Here is a 19,272-nt window from a genome sequence, read left to right as displayed (position 1 = left end):
TTACGCCTCCTCGTCCACGAACGCGTCGCCGCCCACCTGAACACCGTTGGAGCGGCGCTGAGCGCGGGCGTTGTGCAGGGCTTCGGCGGTGGCCTGCTTGGCGTCCTTGGTCTCCTCGCTCGGGTTCGCGAGGTACGCCTTCACCGCTTCCTCGTTTTCGAGTTCGAGGCGGTGTTCCGCTCGCAGCGCGGCAGCGCGAGCCTCTAGCTCTTCGGCCTGGTCAAGGCTCGACACGGGAGCCCTCCTTCTGGATGGTCGCTACGACGGTTTGAGGGCTGTTGATCGTCACGTCCTGCTGGTCCCGCCCGTACTGGCGGACCTCGTTGCCGAGCTGGTCCAAGACGCGCTTCTCGTGCTTGGTGTCCGTGAGCACCTGATCGTGGGTGGCGTTCGTCCATCCGCCGGCGCGGGTCTGGAGGTTCTTGGAGCGCAGCCACGCCCCGTACGAGCCGTGGCGGTCGGGGTCGTACTCCTCGCGCATGACCACCCCCGAACGGCAAGCAAGCCCGCACAGGGCGGGCCGAAGGTGTGAGACGACGACTACTTCAAGACGTCATCGCCCAGGCGGGTGGGCGACGAGTCGGCGCAGCTCCGCCAGTTCCTCGTCCCGTACCGCCATCACCGCGTCGAGGATGCTGGACGGGACGAACAGCTTCTCCGGGTCGTCAGTGAGGACAGCGCGGAGCATCTGCCGGGCGATGTCGCCCTTCACGCACAGGTCATGGTCAGGGTTGACCGGGTCGCAGCAGACCCACTCGCCGACGATCGACTGATCGGCAGCGGAGCGGATCGCGTCGGCGTACCGCTGGCGAAGGTCATCGGGCATCGGCTTCCTCCGGGGTGAGGAGCCGTGCGGGCTCGACCTTCTCCGCCTCGTCGGCGAGAGCGATCAGCCGGGCAGCGATCCTCCGCGCCTTCGCCGGGGTGTAGTCCCACGCGTGCTGCCTGCTGCAGCATCCGCACGTACCCGGCATGAGGACCGCGCCCCGGTAGCGGTCGGTGTAGTTCTCTCCTTCTCGGAGGTGGACGTCCCAGTCCTCGTCGAGGGTCACTTCGTCGTCGGCCATGAGGGGTCTCCAGGGTGAGGGGTTGAAGCTGGCACACCGGGACTCGAACCCAGACTGCCCAGCCCCACGGCTGGGTGTTCTAACCAGTTGAACCATGTGCCAAGGGATGGTGTCCGGGCGGGCCAGGGAGCCCAAGCGAAGGCGGCATGAGAGAGGACTGACCTCTTGCCTACCCTGGCCCGCCCGGAGGTCTACGAGGTCAGACCGCCCAAACGGAGGAGAGGGCGGTCTGAGCCGTCGTTGCCGAGTTCTTCAGCCTGTACGAGCCGTGCAGCGAGAGCAGCCATCCGCTCGTGAAAGGCGCGATGCTCGGGTTGCCACTCGAAGGTGACCAGCGCCCCGCACTCCTCGCAGACGACCGCATCCTCGGCCTTGCAGGAGCCGCACATCACTCGTCGCCCTCGGAGCGGTCCCGCTGGAGCTTCGGCCACCCGGCTATCACCCGCTCCTGCCGGATCGCCGGGAGGACATCGTTGATCGTCTTCCGCATCTTGCCTGCGTCGCGCCGCAGCAGCAGTTCCCCGAGCAGCAGTATCGCATCGTCAGCAGGCGCGGGCCCTTGGACCTCGTCGCCGAAGTGCTGGTTCAGGTAGGCCGCAAGACGGACGCTGTCGGTCGCGTCGGCGTCGGCGTACCGGTCCACGATCTCTACCGTCTCAGGCGTGACGAGCGCGGCTTTCCCGCCACAATCCTTGGCGAAGTCTGTCAGTTGCCCTGCGAACCATTCGGAGACGATCCCCTTGGGGCACTGGTCCACGACGATCGCGAATGGCTCTTCCATGTCATCGCCGACCATGACGGACGGAAGAGGCAAGATCTGGATGCGCATCAGATCAGCCCTCCACGACGCGGGCCGGGATCCCACACCCGGACTCGGCGCAGTCGTGCCAGTGGATCTGTGACCCTTCCGGCTGCTCGCACGCCGCGCACACCGGCAGCCCTTCACCCGCGAACGGGTGCGGGATCCAGCTCGCGTGGTTGGCGTTGGTGGCACCCAGGTCGGCGTGGATCCGCTCCCCTGTGGCGCACCACTGGGCGTAGGCCGGATGGGTGGTGATCTCCGCTGCGTGCACAGGCTCGTACGTCTCAGCGAACACGTCCTCCGCCACGGGGTAGAACTCGCCCTTGATCCCCTTGGCGATCCACTGTCCGTCGTACACCCGCACCCACGTGTTGTGAAGCGTGTCCCTGATGGCGGCGGTCTGGTCCGGGTCGTCGCCGCGATCCTCCGGGTCTACGACCTCGAAGAGGTGGCCAGCGAACTTCTTCAGCTCGTCCTCGTTGCTGCCCGTCCACTGGACGGCAGCGACCTCGACGGGCTTCTTCCTGTAGCGGCGCATCACGGGTGCACCATGTGCCAGGTGCCGCCACGGCACTCGTGCTGATCCTGGAGAACGCCCCGGTTGAAGAACATCCCCTCGGGGTTTAGAACGACGAGGTTCACGTGACCGAACCACGTGTCGCCCACAGGAGGCTGGTACTCGTCCACAGCGGCCACAATGGCGGCCCGGCAGACGCTCGGGTACTCGCCGCCCGGTGTGCCGTACGACTGGTAGTGAACGATCTGCCCGATGTAGGGCTTCTGCATAGTGATCTCCACAGGGGGTGCAGGGGGTAGCTGTGCGGCCCGCCCCTACCCCCCGGAGGGAGCAGGCCGCACGTCTTCGGGGTTGGCCACCTGGCCCCCGCGACCCTCACAGACACGGGAACCAGGCGACCAGGGTGGGGCTCCACGCGATCCATGGGGGCACGTACCGCGGAGCAGGCGCGTCCCCCGACAGGACGCGCGACTAGGGAAATCTAGGGGCGTCTACGCTGCGGGTTGCCGGCGCATCTCGTCCCGAGCCTCAGGGGTCTCTGGCACCGGCTCCCCGACGCGGATGTAGCGGGCGATCGTCTTGAGGTCGTGCCAGTCGTAGTAGACCGTCCTACCTCGGCGAACCTTGCGCGCGTTGTAGCGGTGAGCCCACACGTAGATCCGAGACGGCGGCACCTGCAACCGCTCAGCACTCTGGCTAGCGGTGATCGGATCGGCACGCTCAACCATGCCGGACACCTCCCCGGACATGGGAAAACCCCCGACACCGAAGGTTGTCGAGGGCCTAGATCTGCTGAACCTATTTCGGATTCTTACACGACCCTTTCCCAAACGGCAAGTTCACACGCGGTGCGGCACATATCGGCGCATCGGCTTCGGCGTCCTGTTGGCCGCGTACTCCCGCCGCCGCAGTTCGTTGATGTGGTCCACGAGTTCGTCGCCCATCTCGAACCACTCGCCCGTGATGCGGTAGGTCTCGAACTCCTCGTGGCGTCGCCGCTCGGTAACCTGCCCGCCAGGTTCGGTGGCGAGCACTTCGTCGTGCGGGAGTGCGGTGAGCCGCTTCTCCAGGTTGGTCGTGAATCCGATCTTCACGCGGTCGCCGAACTGGATGTAGTAGACCACCGACGAGCGCGGGATGAGTGTCTCGTTCCATTCCTCCGGGAACCTCTGGCGTGCGTCCTCTGCCGCCTGCCGGGCGCGGCGTGCAGCCAGGTCGGCGACATAGTTCTCTTCGACGTCGCCACCGATCATGACCGCCCACTCGGCCGAGTATCGGCGCAAGAGGTACTCGTCGGCGTCCTCCGGGTGGATGAGGTTGAAGAGGACCTTCATCTCTTTGATGTGCGGCTTGCAGAGCGGGAACGGCTCTTCGGAGTCGGGAGTTCGCAGGCAGCGCTGCCCAGCGACGACCGCGATGCACGTCGACCTGTCGTATTCGGCAGTTGCGATCTTTACGCGGGATCCACACCCGCAGCGGTATGCACCCTTGCCGCGTAACGTATCGACACCCATCTTGCGGCTACAGCCGCACGTGACGGTAACGTCTTGCATGTCAGCCTGCTTTCTCCAGGTTGGCCACGGCCCCCGGCCTGTTACAGCAGGCGCGGGGGTTTTCGAATGCGTGTCCATTATCGCAGGCAGGGCTGACATTTTCGGGCGAATCGCGGGATAACAGGTCACCAGCGAAAACGCCAATTACGACACGCCGGAACCTGTCGGACGTTCCTCATCAAGGCCGAAATACTCGGCCACAGTCATCGTGTACGCCTCTTCCGGAATGCGGATGGGCAGCACATGCGGCACGACGTCAACACCTCCCTCACAAGGGAAGCTGACGGCGGGAGCGGGTGAAGGGGAGGATGACATCTCCCCTTCATTATCCCACGTCAGGCCCGGCGAGTTTCACGCTCGGCCTGCGACACTGCCACCAGGGGGCGCCGCCGGTACGACTTGACCGGCTCGGCCCGGTCCTTGGTCAGGTCGGCGTACCCGTCCCGGTCGTACTCCTCCCGGCACTGGCGGCAGCGGGCGCCCGCAGGCTGCCCGTCGTCGTCAAGGACCTCGTACAACTCCGGGTACCCGCAGTCGCAGTACACGCCGGACAGGTGTCGGGCCGGCTGCTTGGTGTCGGTGAGGAACATACGGCACCGGTGCACCAGGTACAGGATGTCGAGGCCGGCGTCGGCGCCGGACAGTTCGGCGAGCTCGCCGTCTCGCAGCATCGGCTCGGCGTCGAGGGCGAGCAAGGCGTCCAGGTGGTAGGAGAGGATCGTGTACGCCTGCGTCAGCACCTGACCGTCCCTTCGACGGCGGGAGGTCGACGTGTCGAGCGGCTTCAGCCGGGCGACGGTACGCACTCGCTCCTCCCACGAGACCAGCGTCGCCAGGACGAGTCGCAGCAGCTCGTCGGCGCCGAGCGACAGCGGGACGGGCGCGGTCTTCGACATGGAGACGATGGGCCCGCCAGCGGTCGCGGAGAACGTCTTGTCGAGGCGCTGGTGAACGCGGACGAATAGCTCAGGCAAGGCGTTGAGCGCCGCAGAGATGGCGGTCCGGTCGGCGGGGCAGAACGTCTGGTAGGTGAGCGCGGGATACCTGAGCGTCTTGCCGCCCTCCGCCACAATGCGCGGGTCGGAGCAACGGTCACCGCGGGCGCATTCCCGCTGGCCGTCTTCGGTGATGCTGTCCGGCGCCGAGTGAATCCAGTAACGCGGCATTTCGGCCTCCCCCAAGTAGGCTTACGGGAAGACCTCGATCTGTGGCGGTTGAGGCGTGGCGTGGGTAGTGGGGTCGAGGCGGCTCTCCGTTGGGGCGGAGGGCCGCTTTCGCGTTCAAGACTAGACGAACACGTATATCAACGCATGCGGCCCATGCGCGAGAGTCTCATTCCCCCTCGCCGGCGATCCTTCCCAGCACCGTGTTGACGTATTCTCGCCCCCGGTAGGTGGTGAAGCCCTCATCTGGGTTGACGCGCATCTTCAGCCCGATGTTCGTCTCCGTTCGGACGGGGGCGAACGAGTGAGCGAGGCCCTGCCAGTGGGGCGGATCCTCGCGCACATCCATGCTGTACTCAGCGTCGAGCGGGTCTGGTACGTCCAGGACCGTCACCTCGTCGTCATCCTCGATGATGATCGTGACCCGGGATGAGCGCCGACGGAGCGGGGGCGCCAGCTTGGGTGGAGGCTCTTGCTCGGGCGGTCGCCACCGCATCTCATCGGTGCCGCCGTCCCAGGCGAGAGCGCCGTCTATGGCGTCAAGGATGTGCTCGGTGCTCACGGTGTCGTTCCTTCTGGTGCCCACTCGGGAAGGTAGCCGTCCCTGTGACGGTAGCGGGAGGCGATACGGCGGACGGTCCTGCACGGCCACCGGTCGCCGCGCTTAACGTCGCAGGCCATACACACCCGCACGTCGCGCTTCAGCCCCGCCCAGCCCGGCTCGTGATCGTCGAGGATGCCCAGGTCTGCTTCGCAGTCGGCGATGATCTGGCGCGGGTCATTGAAGGCGATGTGCTTGAGGTCGTCTTCGTCCAAGCCGGGACCGGGCAGCGTGACGCTCACCAGTTCGGTCCGGTCTTCAGCGTCGAGGAGGGCAGCGCGGTCGTCAGCGCCACCGTCCGTGCGCTCGATGAGCTGGTCTTGGAGCGCCCACGATGCGCCGTGTGCCTCTTCGGCGAGCGCCTTCCTGGTCTCGATCTGCTGCCGTGTCCAGGACAGCATGTCGGTGGTCACGTGGTCCCTCCTGTCGCCTGGAGTGCGGGCCGAGGGTCGCAGCGGTTCAGGCACCGCCACCGGCCCATCACGTACACCGGGAAGGGGTCCTGCGAGGTCTGTGCGTCGATCGAGGTCACATGGATTGTCCTCCCGCAGGCCGGGCAGGGCGGCCACTCCTGTGCACACCACTCCTCGCCGGTGAAGATGCGGGAGATCGAGGCGTCTCCGTCTTCAGGGTCGAGGTCGAGGGTGTCCGGGTTGATCGTCCATCTGGTCATGTCTCCTCCAGCAGGTCGGTCTGTCCTTCACAGTCCCGCCACATCTCCACGCCGGTGATCCGCACCGGCTGGCGCGGGACGATGCCCAGCTTCTTCCGGCAGTCGGGGCCGATCCCGTAGGCGAGCGATACCGGATCCTGCAGCTTGTGGTGGCAGCTGCGGCACTGGCCAACCGTTGGGCTCTCGCCAACGGTTGGGGCGGGCTCGTCGAGGTCGAGGAGGGTCACATCCCCTCCCACGCCCGCCTGTGGGACTCGACCAGCCAGGCGTCCACCCGGCCCATGTCCGGGCGCTCCGGAAGGTCGCAGGTGGCGGTCAGCGCCTCAAGGCGTGCCTCCAGTTCTGCCGCCGCCTCCAGCGCCTCGTCCTTGGTGTGCTTGCCCTGGCGGAGGTCCACGATCCACGAGCGCCACGGCTCCGGCATCGGCAGCGTGATCGAGCCCGTCTCCAGCAGCTCCACCCCTTGCACGCCGAGCCGCACCATGTGGCCCGCGTACTTGGTGTCGAAGCCGTGCAAGGCGATCAGCTCGGGCCGGTTGGTGCGCGCGCCGTTCGGGTGCTCCACCATGCGGTCGCGCTGGGCTCGCAGGTAGCCGAGGAACCGGCAGCCGGCCTGCCGGGAGAGGATCATGTCGGGGTTGGCGCGAAGGTCGAGGCCGATCTCGTTGACGGTGACGATCTCCTCGCCGGGGACGAACAGCGGCAGCAGCACCGTGGGGTTGCCGGTCGTGGCGAGCCTCATCCACTTCCGCAGCGAGTACACCGTCAGGTCCAAGTCGCCAGGGCCGGAGCGGACGCCTTCAGGCTGGGTTCGGTAGACGTACTGGTCGAAGCGGCGCAGCCCCATCACATACTCGGGCGGTTCGACGCATACGCCCATCTCGTCACGGTCATCGGTGCCCACGATGTTGGTGCCGTGGACGCCCGAGCCGACCTGGCAACGCAGGATCGTGTACCGGTCGGCGATCTCCTGAAACTCCGGGGTCGAGTGCTTAGTCCAGCTCATCGTGCATCCTTCCGCAGCAGACAGTGGCAGAGCATCGGCGACAAGGGCGGGACGGCGAGGTTGAGGAGGTTCACAGGCATGCCTCGACGATGCGCGCCGCTACCAGCGCAGGTACCACCAGGATCGCGAGGATGACCAGTGTCGCCCAGCAGTGCGGGTCCTTCGCGTCGTGGGAGATGTACACCATGCCGTCGCCCCGGAACCAGTCCGCCACCTCGCTGAGGACCGCTTTGACGAACGGGGTCACGTCGTCTCCTCCTCGGGCAGGGCTGGCGTCTCCGGCGGCATGCTCCATGTCAGTTCGTACTCCACTCCATCCTCCCGCGCGGCGTCGTCGTCGGGGCCGGAGACGGAAACTCTCTGCGGTCTCCCGTCTCGGTCAACGCGGACGGTCAGGGTTACCCCGCCGCAGTTCATCCACCACACGCCTGCGTCCATCTGTTCGACGTGCAGCCACGAACCCACCACCAGCTCGTCGAACTCGGTTCCTGGCAGGTGGTGGTGTCTGCGGTGCTCTCCGTCCTCGCCGGGCGCGCTGGACACGTGGTGGGCGGTCCCGTACAAAACCGGGCTGTCGGGCTGCTTGCCGATCCACTCGTGCACCAGCAGGCGCCAGCGGCCACCAGGCCGGCGCAGCCTACCCACGGCCAGTCTCGGGGAAGCCGAGGTCTGCGAGCGCGCCGCGGATGACTCCTCCGGGAAGCAGCGGATCCACGTACGTGACCGAGTGGTCCATGGACGGGTAGGAGTGGCGGCGCTCGTCCAGGATCTCCAGGACGCGAGCGACGGCCGCAGCGGCCTTCTTGGCACGTTGGATGGTCTCCTCGTGGATGGCTCGCTCGTCGGAGATCAGCGATTCGAGGTCCTTGACCGCCTCCTCTGCGGTCTCGGCGCGTTCCCGCCACGCCTCCCGCTCGTTGATGGCGAACTTGTGCTGGCGTTCGAGGAACTCAAGGTCGGCCTGGTAGGTGTCGGCCCGATGCTTCTGGAACGCGACCTGCTCGCGGAGTTCGGCCAGTTCGTCGTCTCGCGCGGTGAGCAGCAGACCGAGGGTGTATTCGAGGTCGGTGGCGTCGAGCGTGTTGGTGGCTGCGAGCGCTTCGGCGTAGCGCTGGCGAAGGTCATCGGACACGGTCGGCCTCCTGGTCGGTCAGGGTCAGGTCTCGGTCTTCCCAGCGGGCGTAGGCGAGGAGACGATCCGGCGGCTGGAATGGGTCCTGGTCGCCGTTGGGCGACTCCCAGATTTCGACGCCCGTGGACCACCTGCCATGCAGGCGGTAGATGTGCCCTTGCCGCGCCTGAACGTCCTTGATGGCGTGCCGTGCGAGGTCGAACAGGTCGGGCAGGTCGGACGGGCGGTTTCCCTTGCGGTAGTGGTGGCGCTCATCGGTGCCGACCTTGGCGATGTAGAGGCCGTACTCGGCCTGGCGGAGGTCGTCAGCCACGGTCAGCCTCCGTCGCCGGGTGGGCGGCGATGATCGCGGCTCGTTCAGCGTCGTATTGCTCCAGCGTGGTCACGCGAGTTCGGTACCGTTCGGCGGCCTCGTCCAGCGCACGATAACCGGCGCGGGTAATCCGGATGCCAGGGCTTGGCGGGTCGATCAGGCAGTACTCGCAGCCGGGGGCACGCTCGTCGAGCAGCCAATGGTCGCGCTCGTGAACCAGCTCCGCGCGGCGCTCGGCGGCCAGCTCCTCGCGGTCGGCGTAGCCGCCGAGGTCGCACGACTCGGGGTGGCCCTCGGCCTGGCCGCAGCCGACGCAGACGAATACACCCATGATGATCTCCTTGATCTGCTCCAGTTCGCTGTCACGAGTCGCCAATGCGGCGTCGGTGAGTCTTTCGAGGGCTGCAGCCGTGCCGTACGGGCCGCAGATGCACTTCGCCGCGGTGGGGCTACCGCAGTTGACGCACTCACCGAGAGCGTCGGCGAGCACGTCGTGGTAGCGCTGGCGGAGGTCGTCAGTCACGGCTCGCCTCCCCGGTTACCTTCTCTTCGGTGATCCACAGGCAGCCCTCGTCGCTGGGCTCCTCGTCGCGCTCGTGTACCGCCCATGTGCGAGCGTTCTCCGTCCCGAGAGCGCTCGTCGTCTCCGTGGCCGCGAGGTCACCACCGAAGATGTCGTGGCTGCTGAGGGCGTCCAAGGCGGCTTCGAGGCTGGCACCCACGGCGATGCGCTTACGCCCGTCCACGGGGTTCTCGCTAAACCCGATCACTTCGGCGATGTAAACGGCGGCAGGTTCGGTCGCGCTCATTCGCTCCATCCCACGTTGTCTCGGCTGGCGTGCCGCTTCACGGCCCGCATGAACTCTGCACTGTCTCCGGGCAGGAGCATGCGGTGGATGACGACGGTCCCGCACTCGCAGCACACCTGGACATGGCCGTGCCCGTCGGGCTGCTCGCGCACCTCGTGTCCTCGGGTGATACCCAACCACTGCGGGTTGGCGAGGGCCCGCGCTGCACGGCGACGGAGGTCATCGATCTCAGGCATCGGCCTTCTCCTCGGGTAGGGCGGCGACAGCGCGGCGTAGACGTCTGATCCGCTCGACATGGGCCTCGTCCCAGCCAAATCGATCTGCCACCTGGCGTAGAGCTCCGGAGCCGCCGCAGATGTCGTCGTGGATGTGGTGCTCCTCGCACTCCCAGCCGCAGAGGATGGCCCACAGCGTCGCGTCTGAGGCGTCCTGCCCCCAGTCGCGGGAGTGGCAGGCGATGAGTCGGCCGCAGAGTTTCAGCGCCTCGCGTAGGTCGGCAGAGACGGCGACCAGCCCAGCGCCAGCCAGAGCGTCCACAGCGATCCGGGCGGCGTCTTCAGCTTCCGCCCCGGACAGGTGCAGGGGGTGTCCGCGCTGCGCCTGCTCGATCGCTGACGGCTTCAGGCGGAGCTCGAAATGCTGGCGCAGCGCCTTCTCGATCACTTCAGCGGGTGTCACGGGCTTCTCCTTCGATCTCGTCGGCGATCGCGAGCAGCACGGCCTTCACCGTGACGCCCTCGCGCAACTCTGGATGGCGATCCGTGAGGCGGTGGAGCAGTTCGCGGGTCTCAGCAACAGCGCGCAAGGCTGTGACGGTGTCTCGCCGGGCTTGGGAGGTGAGGACAGGAGCAGCAGCCTCCACAGCGGCCTCAGCGCGGCAGGAGAAGCAAGCCCACCGGCCTGCGGCATGCGCGCACCGCGCATCGTGGACCGCCTCGGCCGCCGCACGGAAGGCTTCCTGGGGGATGTCAGACACGGAGGTCTCCCTTGATGGCGTCGATGAGGTCCGCGGCGCCCTTGGTCGGCTCACAGCCGCGAGGGACCAACACGCGGCGTACGAGGCGGACCGCGCGGCGGCGTTCCCGGATCAGCGCCTGCGCGGCGATCCACGGAGCGGCAGCCTCCACCACGATGCGGGCGATCTCTCTGTGCGCGACACCAGCCTGGTAGGCGCACGCATACGCCTCCTCAGCCTCTCTCAGAGCGTCCGGAGGGATGTCGGACATGGTCAGAAGCCCGTCCTTTCCTTCTCCAACTTCTCAGCTCGCGCGACGATCTCGTCAGCGAGGGCTTCCAGTTCGGCGATTTCCGGATCTGGGTGCGGGAGACTCTTGGCCTTGGCCACCGCATCGCGCAGCCCTTCGCCCGCGAGGTGGATGCGGTGCGAGGAGTGGGCCAGCCACATGCGGGAGATCTCCCGCGACCCGTCCGGGGTGGCATGGTCGGTGCGCGCCTGTGCGCGAGCCTCAGCCAGTATGTCGGGCAGGCGGGCCGCCAGAGCTTCGGCTTCCTCCCAGCGGTCCTCTACCGGCCACCGGTCCGCCTGACGGCCCTCGATGGCGGAGCGGACCCGTGGCAGGATCTGGCGGCAGATCTCCGCCGCGAGGTCGAGCTGTCGTTCCCGCCCGGCAGGACACCTTTCCAGCGTCGGGTCAGAGGTGTAGATCTCGGCGGCCAGGCGGTAAGCGGCGGCCACCCGGTTCAGCAAGGCCGCGCCGCGCTCGCACATGCCGTCCGTCGCCCGCTCGGTCTCCACGGCCCTCAGCAGCAGGCGGCTGACGTGGATTGGGGTCCTGGGCTCAGGCATCGGCGTCTCCGTTCGCGGGCGCCAGCGGGTCAGTCTCGGAACGCAGGCCGTGCTCGCGCATCACGTCGGCGGCGGTGTCCACGACAACTTCACGCAGTTCCGTCTCCAACGCTTCGACAACGTCGGGGTGCTCGTCTGGGTCGTAGCCCGCCGCCGCCACGAACGAGGCTGCGTCCACGACGAAGTGGCCGTTGCCCAAGCCGCCACATACAGGGTCGCAGTGGCCACGGTCCAGCCCGAGTTCGTAGGCGCTCCGCCGAATCGCCATTTCATCGCCCAGCAGCATCGGCGCCTCCGTTCGCGAGCGGGATCAGCGTGTGGGCTGCATGGCACCAGTCGATCTCCCCCGGATCTGGCAGCCGGCATGGGCAGGCCAGGTCTTTGCCCCTCAGCGCCTGGATGACCTGATCGACGTCGTCGAACTCGTACGCGCCCATCGGGCCGGTGTGCAGGTCGTACAGCTCACACGCATACTGGCGAGCTTCTCTCTCGGCGAGGAACGAGTTGGGCCGGTCAGAGCGCTCCGCGACCCCCTTGGGGTCCTCGATTCGCCAGCAGCATCCACTGTCGCACGGGCGGACAGCGAACATGTTTCCGAACCGCGAGGTTCGGTCCACGATCACGCAGTTTTCTGGCTTGCGCCAGCCCTTCACCCGTCGCCTCTGGACGCGCTGGGGCTGTCGGGTCTCATCCATGGCGAGCCTCCCACTCCTTGTCGATCTCGGCCTGGACGTCCAGCGGCAGTTCGTTGAGGAACCGTGCCATGCCGAAGCGGACCTGCTTCGCGGCGAGGCAATCGCGCTCAGCGCCAGTCCCGATGCGGACCCACGCGCCTCCGCACCACGCTCCGTTCACGGTCTCGTCACCGGATACGAAGCGGTGCATCTGGCCGCAGGAGAAGCACCAGGCGTACCAGGGCTCTCGGGTCTCTGACGCAGTCACGAGGTCACCTCCGGCGCGTAGATGGTCAGTAGTGGAGTCGGGCCGACGTACTGGCGACACGTGCAGGGGACCTGCTCTTCGCCGACCCAGTCCCCGAACCGGTTGTGCTTGTCCACGGCGTTCGTGCCGTGGCATTCGCTTGTGGCCGGGTCGTGGAAGGCCAGCTCGTGCTTGCATCCGCAGATGGCCTTGGGTGGGGCGGGCGGCTTCGGGGTTCTCCTTCGGGCAGGGACGAACCGGTCGATCGCCATGCCGAGCAGGACCAGGCCGCCGCCGGCGAGCATCTCAAGCACCATGGTTATCCTCTCCGAACACCTCGGGGTGGGCGGCTTTCCAGTCCGTCCAGCGCTTCATCGGTTCGTCACCGATCGTGTGGATACGGTCCATCACCTGCACCAGCGTGAGCGGACCAGGGGACTTGCCGCCCCGAATGCGGGGGTGTGTCGGCACGTACGTCGGCCCCTGGCTCCACGTGCGACGCCGGAAGCCCCAGTCGCCTTCGCCCCACTTGCGGAACACGACGCCGTTCGCCCCGCCGTCCACGTCGAACGGGCGCTCCGCGAGCTTGTACTGCCAGGTGGCGTTGTACCAGTGGTGGATGTACTCCTCCAGGAACGAGGCGAGCATCCGCGCCTCACGGTCGGTGGGACGGTGCTGCTGCTCGTCGTCCAGCCGCCCGGAGTCGAAGGCCACGATGTAGTGCCAGCGGGGCCACGGGCTGCCCACGACCGGGATGCGGAGCTTGGTGAGCGGGTCGTCGCGGTCGGCGTCGTACGGCCAGTCGGCGGTCTCAGCCATGGCTCAACGCCTCCTTCCGGGTCCTCTCCAGCCACGAGCAGACGGTGGCCACCGTGGACGTCTCCCACATGGACAGCCACATGACGATCCGCTCGTCGTGCGTCCCCAACTCCAGGCCAGACAGCGCCTCGCGGAGCGCCGCCTCGTTCGCCGGCGCCGAGCTCTCACCGATCGCGTACGGGATCGCGTCGTTGGGCGGTTCCTGGATGGGGTGTAACGGGATGTTCGTGGTAGCCATCGGGTCAGTCCTCCTTTCGTGGTCGGTACTCCATCGGTCTGTCGCCGCGGCATGGGCGAAGCGCCGAGTCGTCTTCGTCCACCCCGTTGGCGACTGCCATCTCCCGGTAGTCGTCGTAGAGCTCGACCGGGCTGTCGATGCCGGAGTAGTCGGCGATGCGCATGCGGACGGCGAGGTTGTCGGACGCGCCACGCAGCAGGAACCCGGCGCACGTTTTCGGCCTCTCTCGCCCGGACATGTGGCAGGCGAACTTGCTGGTGGCCAGGTCGTAGGTGGTACGGGCGGAATGCCTGAACGCCTCCGGCGGGAACACGCCCGTCTCGCTGTCTCGCCGCCACGGGCAGGACGGGCATGGGCGCGTCTGGTAGGCGCGTCCGCCACCGACCATGGTGGTGACGCCCCACTCTCCGTCTCCGCCGTCGTGGACGCTGATCACTTGGGGCTTGTCGGACACGGGTCAGCCCTCCTCGGGGGTGGAGGAGTCAGAAACGACGTACTTGGTCTCCCAGCCGAGCCGCACGGACTGCGCGTTCACCAGACCTCGCCAACCGTCCGGGGTAGGCCAGTCACTGTCCTCACCGTCGCCGTGGTAGTAGACGCCCGCCTTCGCGTTCCACGTGATTCCGAGCCGCTCGGCGTCAGAGATGAGCACGTCAATCACCACCGTGAGCGCGTCCGCACCCTCGCAGTCCTTCACGAAGTAGCGGGTCCGCAACTCGCCCTCGGTCGAGATCCTGCGCGTAGCGGCGTCATCGTTGGCGAACCCGTCGTCGAGGTATTCGACCGTCCCGCCCCACGCCCCGTTCGAGTAGCGGACGGTGATGCCGGTGGACCAGTACTTGCTCCCGATCATCTCGGGTCTCCTTGTCGTTGATGGTCTTGTGGATCTGGCCCTCCCGGCACAGACCGGGAAGGGGGCGGGGTTGGGGTGGCCCGGCAGAGAAGGACCGGGCCACGGGGTCAGGCACCGACGACGTCCCAGCCGCCTTCGATGTACTCCCAGGCCCACTCTTCCCAGGCCACACGGGCGGCTTCGTCGCGCTTGTCGTTGGTCATGGCGTCCCAGTCGGCCTTGAGGATGCCGCTGTCGATGACGTCTTCCTGCTTGGCGTTGGCGAGGCCGATGCTCAGGTCGACCTTGAGCTTGATCGTCTCTTCGTCGCTCATCTCGCGTCCTTGATCGTCGAGGAATTGGCGGCGCTCGCAGGCGGGCAGGGCGGCGTCCGCCCGCCGTTGTAGTTGTCCACGAACGACCCGTCCGGCAGCCGCCACTCCGTCCACCAGCGCCGCCCGTACGGTGAGGGACGTTTCTGGGCGTGCGTGCCGCAGCGCTCGCAGGTCGCGTTGTGGGCGTCCTTGCGGTTCCAGCGGTGCCGTGCCGCCATCGGAGGCTCCTTGGTCGTCGAGAGGTTGGGGTGTGTCCGGTCCCCGGCGGTGCACCGGGGACCGGGGAGAGGGGTCAGTGCGAGGCGCGAACGGGGCAGTCGCCACGGAATCCACCACGGGCGAGCAGGTCAGGCGGGCAGATGCAGAGGTTCAGGCGCGAGTCCGAGAAGAGGAAGTCCAACTCGTCGGCGGGCAGTTCGCCGATCTCGATCCGCAGGACCGCCATGGCCGCGCCCACGGTGGGGATCGCGTCCTCGCCGTCGCGGATCTGGGTGATCGCCTGGTTCAACAGGTGGACTGCTCGCGCCTGCCACGTCCGGGCCGTTTTGGACTGTTCGGGCCTGAGCCGCTTCTTGGCGGTCATGAGCATCGGGTCTCCTGATCGTCGAGAGGTTGAGGGGTAGCCCCGGAAGATGTCCTCCCGGGGCAGGGAGAGCGCCAAGCCCCGTCAGACGAGCCGAGTGGCCATGAGGTGCACCTGGTAGCCCGTCGGGCGCTCCTCCTCCTCGGGCGGGTCAGCGAAGAGCGCCTGCGGTCCGTGCGGGTCGTCCGGGTGGACCGGCCCCCACGCGAACGCCGTGCCCACCGCATAGGCGTCGCGGGCTTTCTCCTCCGCCTGGTCGCGGGCCGCATCTTCGTCAAGATGGGCGCCATCGAACACCAGCGACCCTCCGAACGTTTCGTGAGCGGTGAGCCAGACGGTCACCTCCGGGCGGCTGTCCCACTCCGCCAGGAACTGCACACCGTTCAGGCCGCTGCCGAGGACGCCGGCGGAAAGGTCCGCCAACTCGCTGACGACTTCCTGGGCTCGGCTCTTGACGAGCTGGTAGGTGCCGGGGTGGCCGGGGGCCAGCATGCCGAGGAGGTGCTGGATGCCCTGCGCGTGACGCTTGCTGATCATGTGGTGCTCCTGTGGGTCGTTGGGGAGTTGGCTCGGAGGATGGTCAGGCGATGCGCCGTAGCCACTCGGTCTGCACGTCGGCGAGTGCCTTGGCGCACTCAGCGGTGACGTCGCTGTGGTCGTCGTTCCAGCAGCCGGGCTCGCGGGTCCAGTCGTTGAGCCAGCCCCGATCGGTGAAGGACACGAAGTCGGCGGCGATCGCCTCCTCGCGGGTCATGGCCCGCACCTCGCCAGCGTGGTGGTCCCAGGCGAGGACGTCTCCGTCGGGCTGGGCGAGAGCGTGGATGTGGTCGGCGGTGACGACGAGCGTCGCGGCGTCGAAGGGAGTCGTCTCCCGCTCGACTCTCAGCAGCTGCGTGCCACTGGGCGCGGTCTGGGCCAGCGTGCGCCCGTCCTGATCGACCGCCGTCAACATGTCGCCATCGCGGGCAAGCAACCGCCACACGGTCCCGGACGGCTCCTCCCAGCCGTGCCCGCGAACCGTGCCGTCCGGGGCGATGGTGTAGGTGGTGAAGGCGTCCAGGACTATCCACTGGTCGCCGATCCGCAGATCGCGAGCAGGCCGCCGGCGGAGTTGCTGCCAAGTGAGAGCCACCGTTCACACCTCCATGAGCGGCGCGGGCTCCGCGGACTGGGCGTGCTCCACCTCGTCCGCGAGGGTCTCCACCGACCAGCCGGCGGCCAGCAGCTTGTCGGCGGCCTTCAGCGCCGCCTCGTGCACGTCGCCCCACTCGGGGCCGTCGCAGCCGTCGGCGAAGTTGACGACCAGGTTGGTGACGCCGGTCAGCGAGTGGGTCGCCTCCTTCACCGAGGAGGTGACGGCGGCGTAGTCCCCGTCCCAGTCGTCCGGCGGGTCGATCAGGGACTCGCGGAGCTGGTCGGCGAGGTTGGCCATCTGGGCGGCGATCTCGGTCGGGGTCATCGTGGGCTCCTACGTCGGGGTGGGGCTATCAAGATCGGATGCGGGGAGAGGGGTGGGCCCCTTCCGGGGCCCGGGGTCTAGCGGCGGGGGTCCTTGCAGCCGTTGTTCTCGACCGCGAACTCGACACCCTCGGGGCTGATCTCCTTGCCGTCCCACAGGTCGAACAGGAGGTCGTTCATCCCGTCCCGGCGACCCAGCTCCACGAGCGCCTCGGCCAGGTCGTCCACTCGGCTGAGGTGGCCGGCCTGGACGGCCTTGACGATCTGGTCGGCGATCTGGTGGCGCTTGGTCTCGGTGGCGGTCATCTCGTTCTCCCTGACGTCTCGTTTCTGTCTTACAGATTAGACCGATCAGCGATTGCCCCACAAGGCTTTCTCGGATATTTTTGTCTTACACAAATGAACTGCTCTTGGGAGGCCAACTATGATCGCGCGTAAGACACTTACGAGCAGGAGACCCAAGGTGCCGCGACCCGCCACCGGCAAGACGCCCGTGCGCAACGTCCGCGTCGGTGACGAGATCTGGGAGCAGGTCGAGAGAGCAGCGGACGAAGACGACACGACCGCCTCAGCGATCGTGAAGGAAGCCCTCCTGGAGTACGTCGCCAAGCGGGCCAAGCAGCGTGCGCGCAAGGCAAGGGAGCGGGCCGCCAGAGAGGCGGACCCGTCCTCCTAGGCAGCCCGCCGGCGAGTAGCCCGCCATCACTTCGGGAGGTGCCGAAGTGATGGCGCAAGCCCGAGCCCGCCGGCGAGTAGCCGTTCACCGGGACTCCCCCGACCGCTTCAGCCGGCGGATCAGGTCCGCCAGCCCGAGGGCCAGGAACACCGCGATGACCGGTAGGACGTGGCCGTTCCCGGTCTCCAGCGCGTACCAAACGAACCCCGCCGCCGCGCTGGCAAAGGCCAGCACGGTGACGAAGGCGACAAAGCTGCGGGTGAACGGCTGCTCGACGGACTCGAAGAGCCAGCGCCAGAAGCGGCGGATCACGGCATCTCCCCCGGCTGCTCGGCTGCCATCAGCCCGCCACCTGCGCCAGCACCCGGCAACCGACCACGGTCCCGTCTCCGTTGCGAACCTCGGAGTACGGGACAAGCAGGTCATCGCGGCCCTGCTGCCCGAGCGCCAGAGCGAGTGACACCACGTAGTGGACGCCGTCCCGTTGGGGCGGCAGGTCGTGGGCGTGCCCGTACTCGACACCCTCGATCGGGATGCCGTCGATGAAGCACCAGGTGCCCAGGTCGACCGTGGCCAGCCTGGCGACGGCGCCAGACGGCGGGATCAGACACATCAAGCCCTGCTCCAGGTCGTCGATACGGTCTGGGGTGTCCGGGTGGTAGACGCGCACGACGTGCGGCGTCAGGTTGACGATCCGCTTCTCGCTCATCGGGATGCCTCCCCGGACTGGTCGGCGGCGAGAGCGTCGCTGATCGCCAGCGCGAGAGCGGGCACCCACTCGGCGTACTCGGACTCGGGGTCCACGTTGTCCATGCCGTAGTCCCAGAACGGGAACTCGCGGATGGCTTTCTCGATCGCGGCGTGGCTCACCGGGACACCTCGCCCTGCTCGACGGGCTCGGCGTCGGCTGCGCCTGCGGCGGGGAACGCGCTCCAGTCCACGGCGCCGAATCGCTGGTCGAACTCCCGCTGGGCGTAGATCGACAGGTGCCCGCCCTTGATCTTCTGGCGGAACCAGTTCAGAGCCTCGGCCCATGTCTCGGCCTGAGGGTGATCCGACGCGCGCAGGTGAGAGACCAGGATGTCCGCGACGTCCCGGCAGTGCTGGCGGGCTGCGATCTCGCCCTCGACGTAGCGCTCGTCCGTCATCAGAACGCCTCCCCCGCCTGGTCGGCGTCGCTGGTCGAGAAGCTCCCAGCTCGGCTGATCACGACGACTGTGGCGTCGTCTCGGTACCCGTCGTCGTCCGCGCGGGCAGCGGCCACGATCGCGTCGGCGAGATCCTGCGGCACGTCCTGGTGAGCGCGCACAAGCGCTTCGAGTTCGGCGTGCTCCACCTGGTCATGCACCCCATCGGAGGTGAGCAGCACCAGCGGGTCGCCGATCTCGCACGAGTGCACCGTGGCTATCGAGCAGCGCCCCAGAGAGGTGCGGACCCAGTTGTCGTGCTCCTTGGCGACCTCGACCGGGACGCCGTTGACGCGCAGGTACTGGCCCACGGTGTGGTCGGTGGATCTCTGTGTCAGCGTCTCACCGTCCCAGCCGTAGGCGCGGGCGTCCCCGGTCCACGCGATGGCGGTTTCCTCGCCCGGCTCGGCAACCGCAACGACGGCCACCCCGTCGGGTTCGATTGCGGTGGCAGCCGGCGCGGCGACGAGCTCGGCGGCGGCCAGGATGCCGATGGTGGCGGTCCGGCGGGCGCCGACGCGCGCGGCGACCTCGGCCGCGAGGGCGGAGAAGGCCGCAACCTCGGGGTTGTTGCCGATGCCGTCCACGATGGCAGCGGCGACTACGTCCGTGTCGGGCACGCGGTGAATGGCGGCACCGTCAGCGTTGTACAGGCGGCTTCCGCGTCGTGTGGCGGTGCGTAGGTCGATCGTCATCTGTTCGATTCCTCTCTCGAATCTTGCTTGAGTCGGTGCTGGATCACATTGAAATACGATCTTGAGTTCTGATCGGAAGCGCTGA

47 protein-coding genes and 1 tRNA gene are annotated in these 19,272 nt (G+C 67.6%); 1 reads left to right on the top strand and 47 read right to left on the bottom strand.

The annotated features are described in order from the left end of the window. The 42 genes from ACFOY2_RS05255 to ACFOY2_RS05050 form a co-directional block, all read right to left on the bottom strand. On the bottom strand, positions 1-234 hold the full coding sequence (locus ACFOY2_RS05255; RefSeq protein WP_379526757.1) for a hypothetical protein: 234 nt from the start codon (positions 232-234) through the stop codon (positions 1-3). Further along, positions 221-481 (bottom strand): hypothetical protein, encoded by a 261-nt coding sequence (locus ACFOY2_RS05250; RefSeq protein ID WP_379526756.1) that lies wholly within the window; start codon positions 479-481, stop codon positions 221-223. Before ACFOY2_RS05250 ends, ACFOY2_RS05255 begins: the two co-directional genes overlap by 14 nt. A 72-nt stretch (positions 482-553) precedes the next feature. Further along, entirely contained in the window at positions 554-826 is a 273-nt protein-coding gene (locus ACFOY2_RS05245; protein WP_379526755.1) for a hypothetical protein, read from the bottom strand. Continuing rightward, positions 816-1,067, bottom strand: a complete 252-nt coding sequence (locus tag ACFOY2_RS05240; protein ID WP_379526754.1) for a hypothetical protein — start codon at positions 1,065-1,067, stop codon at positions 816-818. The genes ACFOY2_RS05245 and ACFOY2_RS05240 overlap by 11 nt, the downstream gene beginning before the upstream one ends. A gap of 28 nt (positions 1,068-1,095) precedes the next feature. After that, positions 1,096-1,169: transfer RNA gene (locus ACFOY2_RS05235), tRNA-OTHER, on the bottom strand. Between the two features lie 286 nt (positions 1,170-1,455). After that, positions 1,456-1,896 (bottom strand): hypothetical protein, encoded by a 441-nt coding sequence (locus tag ACFOY2_RS05230; RefSeq protein ID WP_379526753.1) that lies wholly within the window; start codon positions 1,894-1,896, stop codon positions 1,456-1,458. Between the two features lie 4 nt (positions 1,897-1,900). Continuing rightward, a complete protein-coding gene (locus ACFOY2_RS05225) occupies positions 1,901-2,410 on the bottom strand; it encodes a hypothetical protein (RefSeq protein ID WP_379526752.1) in 510 nt (169 codons plus the stop codon). Then, on the bottom strand, positions 2,407-2,655 hold the full coding sequence (locus ACFOY2_RS05220) for a hypothetical protein (RefSeq protein ID WP_379526751.1): 249 nt from the start codon (positions 2,653-2,655) through the stop codon (positions 2,407-2,409). Before ACFOY2_RS05220 ends, ACFOY2_RS05225 begins: the two co-directional genes overlap by 4 nt. A 222-nt stretch (positions 2,656-2,877) precedes the next feature. Next, positions 2,878-3,114 carry a hypothetical protein gene (locus ACFOY2_RS05215; RefSeq protein ID WP_379526750.1) on the bottom strand — a complete coding sequence of 79 codons (237 nt, stop codon included), beginning with the start codon at positions 3,112-3,114 and terminating at the stop codon, positions 2,878-2,880. Between the two features lie 111 nt (positions 3,115-3,225). Next, complete coding sequence (locus ACFOY2_RS05210; protein ID WP_379526749.1) at positions 3,226-3,720, bottom strand: GIY-YIG nuclease family protein; 495 nt, start codon at positions 3,718-3,720, stop codon at positions 3,226-3,228. A gap of 554 nt (positions 3,721-4,274) precedes the next feature. Further along, positions 4,275-5,105, bottom strand: a complete 831-nt coding sequence (locus ACFOY2_RS05205) for a hypothetical protein (protein ID WP_379526748.1) — start codon at positions 5,103-5,105, stop codon at positions 4,275-4,277. Between the two features lie 166 nt (positions 5,106-5,271). Then, positions 5,272-5,664 (bottom strand): hypothetical protein, encoded by a 393-nt coding sequence (locus ACFOY2_RS05200; RefSeq protein WP_379526747.1) that lies wholly within the window; start codon positions 5,662-5,664, stop codon positions 5,272-5,274. Then, complete coding sequence (locus ACFOY2_RS05195; protein ID WP_379526746.1) at positions 5,661-6,116, bottom strand: DUF6221 family protein; 456 nt, start codon at positions 6,114-6,116, stop codon at positions 5,661-5,663. Before ACFOY2_RS05195 ends, ACFOY2_RS05200 begins: the two co-directional genes overlap by 4 nt. Further along, positions 6,113-6,376: a hypothetical protein gene (locus ACFOY2_RS05190; RefSeq protein ID WP_379526745.1), complete on the bottom strand. Its 264-nt coding sequence runs from the start codon at positions 6,374-6,376 to the stop codon at positions 6,113-6,115. Before ACFOY2_RS05190 ends, ACFOY2_RS05195 begins: the two co-directional genes overlap by 4 nt. Beyond that, the gene (locus ACFOY2_RS05185; protein WP_379526744.1) at positions 6,373-6,603 is read right to left on the bottom strand and encodes a DUF6011 domain-containing protein; all 231 of its coding nucleotides are present in this window, start codon (positions 6,601-6,603) and stop codon (positions 6,373-6,375) included. Before ACFOY2_RS05185 ends, ACFOY2_RS05190 begins: the two co-directional genes overlap by 4 nt. Beyond that, positions 6,600-7,382, bottom strand: coding sequence for a nucleotidyltransferase domain-containing protein (locus ACFOY2_RS05180; RefSeq protein WP_379526743.1), 783 nt, complete (start codon positions 7,380-7,382; stop codon positions 6,600-6,602). The genes ACFOY2_RS05185 and ACFOY2_RS05180 overlap by 4 nt, the downstream gene beginning before the upstream one ends. A gap of 70 nt (positions 7,383-7,452) precedes the next feature. Next, positions 7,453-7,629, bottom strand: a complete 177-nt coding sequence (locus ACFOY2_RS05175; RefSeq protein ID WP_379526742.1) for a hypothetical protein — start codon at positions 7,627-7,629, stop codon at positions 7,453-7,455. Beyond that, entirely contained in the window at positions 7,626-8,027 is a 402-nt protein-coding gene (locus ACFOY2_RS05170) for a hypothetical protein (RefSeq protein ID WP_379526741.1), read from the bottom strand. The genes ACFOY2_RS05175 and ACFOY2_RS05170 overlap by 4 nt, the downstream gene beginning before the upstream one ends. After that, the gene (locus tag ACFOY2_RS05165; protein WP_379526740.1) at positions 8,020-8,514 is read right to left on the bottom strand and encodes a hypothetical protein; all 495 of its coding nucleotides are present in this window, start codon (positions 8,512-8,514) and stop codon (positions 8,020-8,022) included. Before ACFOY2_RS05165 ends, ACFOY2_RS05170 begins: the two co-directional genes overlap by 8 nt. Then, on the bottom strand, positions 8,504-8,827 hold the full coding sequence (locus tag ACFOY2_RS05160) for a hypothetical protein (RefSeq protein WP_379526739.1): 324 nt from the start codon (positions 8,825-8,827) through the stop codon (positions 8,504-8,506). The genes ACFOY2_RS05165 and ACFOY2_RS05160 overlap by 11 nt, the downstream gene beginning before the upstream one ends. Continuing rightward, the gene (locus ACFOY2_RS05155) at positions 8,820-9,350 is read right to left on the bottom strand and encodes a hypothetical protein (RefSeq protein ID WP_379526738.1); all 531 of its coding nucleotides are present in this window, start codon (positions 9,348-9,350) and stop codon (positions 8,820-8,822) included. The genes ACFOY2_RS05160 and ACFOY2_RS05155 overlap by 8 nt, the downstream gene beginning before the upstream one ends. Then, positions 9,343-9,636, bottom strand: a complete 294-nt coding sequence (locus tag ACFOY2_RS05150; protein ID WP_379526737.1) for a hypothetical protein — start codon at positions 9,634-9,636, stop codon at positions 9,343-9,345. Before ACFOY2_RS05150 ends, ACFOY2_RS05155 begins: the two co-directional genes overlap by 8 nt. Beyond that, positions 9,633-9,872: a hypothetical protein gene (locus ACFOY2_RS05145; RefSeq protein WP_379526736.1), complete on the bottom strand. Its 240-nt coding sequence runs from the start codon at positions 9,870-9,872 to the stop codon at positions 9,633-9,635. Before ACFOY2_RS05145 ends, ACFOY2_RS05150 begins: the two co-directional genes overlap by 4 nt. Then, positions 9,865-10,314: a hypothetical protein gene (locus ACFOY2_RS05140; RefSeq protein WP_379526735.1), complete on the bottom strand. Its 450-nt coding sequence runs from the start codon at positions 10,312-10,314 to the stop codon at positions 9,865-9,867. The genes ACFOY2_RS05145 and ACFOY2_RS05140 overlap by 8 nt, the downstream gene beginning before the upstream one ends. Then, entirely contained in the window at positions 10,301-10,441 is a 141-nt protein-coding gene (locus ACFOY2_RS05135; RefSeq protein WP_379526734.1) for a hypothetical protein, read from the bottom strand. Before ACFOY2_RS05135 ends, ACFOY2_RS05140 begins: the two co-directional genes overlap by 14 nt. A gap of 163 nt (positions 10,442-10,604) precedes the next feature. Then, positions 10,605-10,862, bottom strand: a complete 258-nt coding sequence (locus tag ACFOY2_RS05130; RefSeq protein WP_379526733.1) for a hypothetical protein — start codon at positions 10,860-10,862, stop codon at positions 10,605-10,607. A gap of 2 nt (positions 10,863-10,864) precedes the next feature. Beyond that, complete coding sequence (locus ACFOY2_RS05125) at positions 10,865-11,443, bottom strand: hypothetical protein (protein WP_379526732.1); 579 nt, start codon at positions 11,441-11,443, stop codon at positions 10,865-10,867. After that, entirely contained in the window at positions 11,436-11,729 is a 294-nt protein-coding gene (locus tag ACFOY2_RS05120) for a hypothetical protein (RefSeq protein ID WP_379526731.1), read from the bottom strand. Before ACFOY2_RS05120 ends, ACFOY2_RS05125 begins: the two co-directional genes overlap by 8 nt. Next, positions 11,713-12,138: a DUF4326 domain-containing protein gene (locus tag ACFOY2_RS05115; protein ID WP_379526730.1), complete on the bottom strand. Its 426-nt coding sequence runs from the start codon at positions 12,136-12,138 to the stop codon at positions 11,713-11,715. The genes ACFOY2_RS05120 and ACFOY2_RS05115 overlap by 17 nt, the downstream gene beginning before the upstream one ends. Continuing rightward, on the bottom strand, positions 12,131-12,385 hold the full coding sequence (locus ACFOY2_RS05110; protein WP_379526729.1) for a hypothetical protein: 255 nt from the start codon (positions 12,383-12,385) through the stop codon (positions 12,131-12,133). Before ACFOY2_RS05110 ends, ACFOY2_RS05115 begins: the two co-directional genes overlap by 8 nt. Beyond that, complete coding sequence (locus ACFOY2_RS05105) at positions 12,382-12,681, bottom strand: hypothetical protein (protein ID WP_379526728.1); 300 nt, start codon at positions 12,679-12,681, stop codon at positions 12,382-12,384. Before ACFOY2_RS05105 ends, ACFOY2_RS05110 begins: the two co-directional genes overlap by 4 nt. Then, positions 12,671-13,183 carry a hypothetical protein gene (locus ACFOY2_RS05100; RefSeq protein WP_379526727.1) on the bottom strand — a complete coding sequence of 171 codons (513 nt, stop codon included), beginning with the start codon at positions 13,181-13,183 and terminating at the stop codon, positions 12,671-12,673. The genes ACFOY2_RS05105 and ACFOY2_RS05100 overlap by 11 nt, the downstream gene beginning before the upstream one ends. Further along, a complete protein-coding gene (locus ACFOY2_RS05095; RefSeq protein ID WP_379526726.1) occupies positions 13,176-13,421 on the bottom strand; it encodes a hypothetical protein in 246 nt (81 codons plus the stop codon). Before ACFOY2_RS05095 ends, ACFOY2_RS05100 begins: the two co-directional genes overlap by 8 nt. A gap of 4 nt (positions 13,422-13,425) precedes the next feature. Continuing rightward, positions 13,426-13,875 (bottom strand): DUF6283 family protein, encoded by a 450-nt coding sequence (locus tag ACFOY2_RS05090; protein ID WP_379526725.1) that lies wholly within the window; start codon positions 13,873-13,875, stop codon positions 13,426-13,428. A gap of 3 nt (positions 13,876-13,878) precedes the next feature. Continuing rightward, positions 13,879-14,274, bottom strand: coding sequence for a hypothetical protein (locus tag ACFOY2_RS05085; RefSeq protein WP_379526724.1), 396 nt, complete (start codon positions 14,272-14,274; stop codon positions 13,879-13,881). A 107-nt stretch (positions 14,275-14,381) separates the two neighbouring features. Further along, a complete protein-coding gene (locus tag ACFOY2_RS05080) occupies positions 14,382-14,588 on the bottom strand; it encodes a DUF7167 family protein (protein ID WP_379526723.1) in 207 nt (68 codons plus the stop codon). Continuing rightward, positions 14,585-14,806, bottom strand: a complete 222-nt coding sequence (locus ACFOY2_RS05075) for a hypothetical protein (RefSeq protein WP_379526722.1) — start codon at positions 14,804-14,806, stop codon at positions 14,585-14,587. The genes ACFOY2_RS05080 and ACFOY2_RS05075 overlap by 4 nt, the downstream gene beginning before the upstream one ends. A gap of 74 nt (positions 14,807-14,880) precedes the next feature. Then, positions 14,881-15,177, bottom strand: coding sequence for a hypothetical protein (locus tag ACFOY2_RS05070; protein ID WP_379526721.1), 297 nt, complete (start codon positions 15,175-15,177; stop codon positions 14,881-14,883). 78 nt (positions 15,178-15,255) lie between these two features. Further along, positions 15,256-15,708 carry a hypothetical protein gene (locus ACFOY2_RS05065; protein ID WP_379526720.1) on the bottom strand — a complete coding sequence of 151 codons (453 nt, stop codon included), beginning with the start codon at positions 15,706-15,708 and terminating at the stop codon, positions 15,256-15,258. A gap of 43 nt (positions 15,709-15,751) precedes the next feature. Continuing rightward, complete coding sequence (locus ACFOY2_RS05060; RefSeq protein ID WP_379526719.1) at positions 15,752-16,303, bottom strand: hypothetical protein; 552 nt, start codon at positions 16,301-16,303, stop codon at positions 15,752-15,754. A gap of 3 nt (positions 16,304-16,306) precedes the next feature. Further along, entirely contained in the window at positions 16,307-16,630 is a 324-nt protein-coding gene (locus ACFOY2_RS05055; RefSeq protein WP_379526718.1) for a hypothetical protein, read from the bottom strand. Positions 16,631-16,707: 77 nt separating this feature from the next. Continuing rightward, a complete protein-coding gene (locus ACFOY2_RS05050) occupies positions 16,708-16,935 on the bottom strand; it encodes a hypothetical protein (protein ID WP_379526717.1) in 228 nt (75 codons plus the stop codon). Positions 16,936-17,092: 157 nt separating this feature from the next. On the opposite strand from ACFOY2_RS05050, the gene ACFOY2_RS05045 reads away from it, so the two are divergent. Beyond that, entirely contained in the window at positions 17,093-17,305 is a 213-nt protein-coding gene (locus ACFOY2_RS05045; RefSeq protein ID WP_379526716.1) for a hypothetical protein, read from the top strand. An 84-nt stretch (positions 17,306-17,389) separates the two neighbouring features. On the opposite strand, the gene ACFOY2_RS05040 is transcribed toward ACFOY2_RS05045, so the two are convergent. The 5 genes from ACFOY2_RS05040 to ACFOY2_RS05020 are packed head-to-tail and all read right to left on the bottom strand — an operon-like array spanning position 17,390 to position 19,187. Further along, the gene (locus tag ACFOY2_RS05040) at positions 17,390-17,617 is read right to left on the bottom strand and encodes a hypothetical protein (RefSeq protein ID WP_379526715.1); all 228 of its coding nucleotides are present in this window, start codon (positions 17,615-17,617) and stop codon (positions 17,390-17,392) included. Positions 17,618-17,645: 28 nt separating this feature from the next. Further along, positions 17,646-18,014: a hypothetical protein gene (locus tag ACFOY2_RS05035; protein ID WP_379526714.1), complete on the bottom strand. Its 369-nt coding sequence runs from the start codon at positions 18,012-18,014 to the stop codon at positions 17,646-17,648. Then, on the bottom strand, positions 18,011-18,175 hold the full coding sequence (locus tag ACFOY2_RS05030; RefSeq protein WP_379526713.1) for a hypothetical protein: 165 nt from the start codon (positions 18,173-18,175) through the stop codon (positions 18,011-18,013). Before ACFOY2_RS05030 ends, ACFOY2_RS05035 begins: the two co-directional genes overlap by 4 nt. Next, a complete protein-coding gene (locus ACFOY2_RS05025; protein WP_379526712.1) occupies positions 18,172-18,453 on the bottom strand; it encodes a hypothetical protein in 282 nt (93 codons plus the stop codon). The genes ACFOY2_RS05030 and ACFOY2_RS05025 overlap by 4 nt, the downstream gene beginning before the upstream one ends. Beyond that, positions 18,453-19,187 carry a hypothetical protein gene (locus tag ACFOY2_RS05020; RefSeq protein ID WP_379526711.1) on the bottom strand — a complete coding sequence of 245 codons (735 nt, stop codon included), beginning with the start codon at positions 19,185-19,187 and terminating at the stop codon, positions 18,453-18,455. Before ACFOY2_RS05020 ends, ACFOY2_RS05025 begins: the two co-directional genes overlap by 1 nt. Positions 19,188-19,272: the final 85 nt, after the last annotated feature.

The organism is Nonomuraea purpurea, from assembly GCF_042650645.1.
GTDB classification, from domain to species: Bacteria; Actinomycetota; Actinomycetes; order Streptosporangiales; family Streptosporangiaceae; genus Nonomuraea; species Nonomuraea purpurea.
Note: the sequence above shows the minus strand (reverse complement) of the source record. Positions and strands in the feature narration are given on the sequence as shown.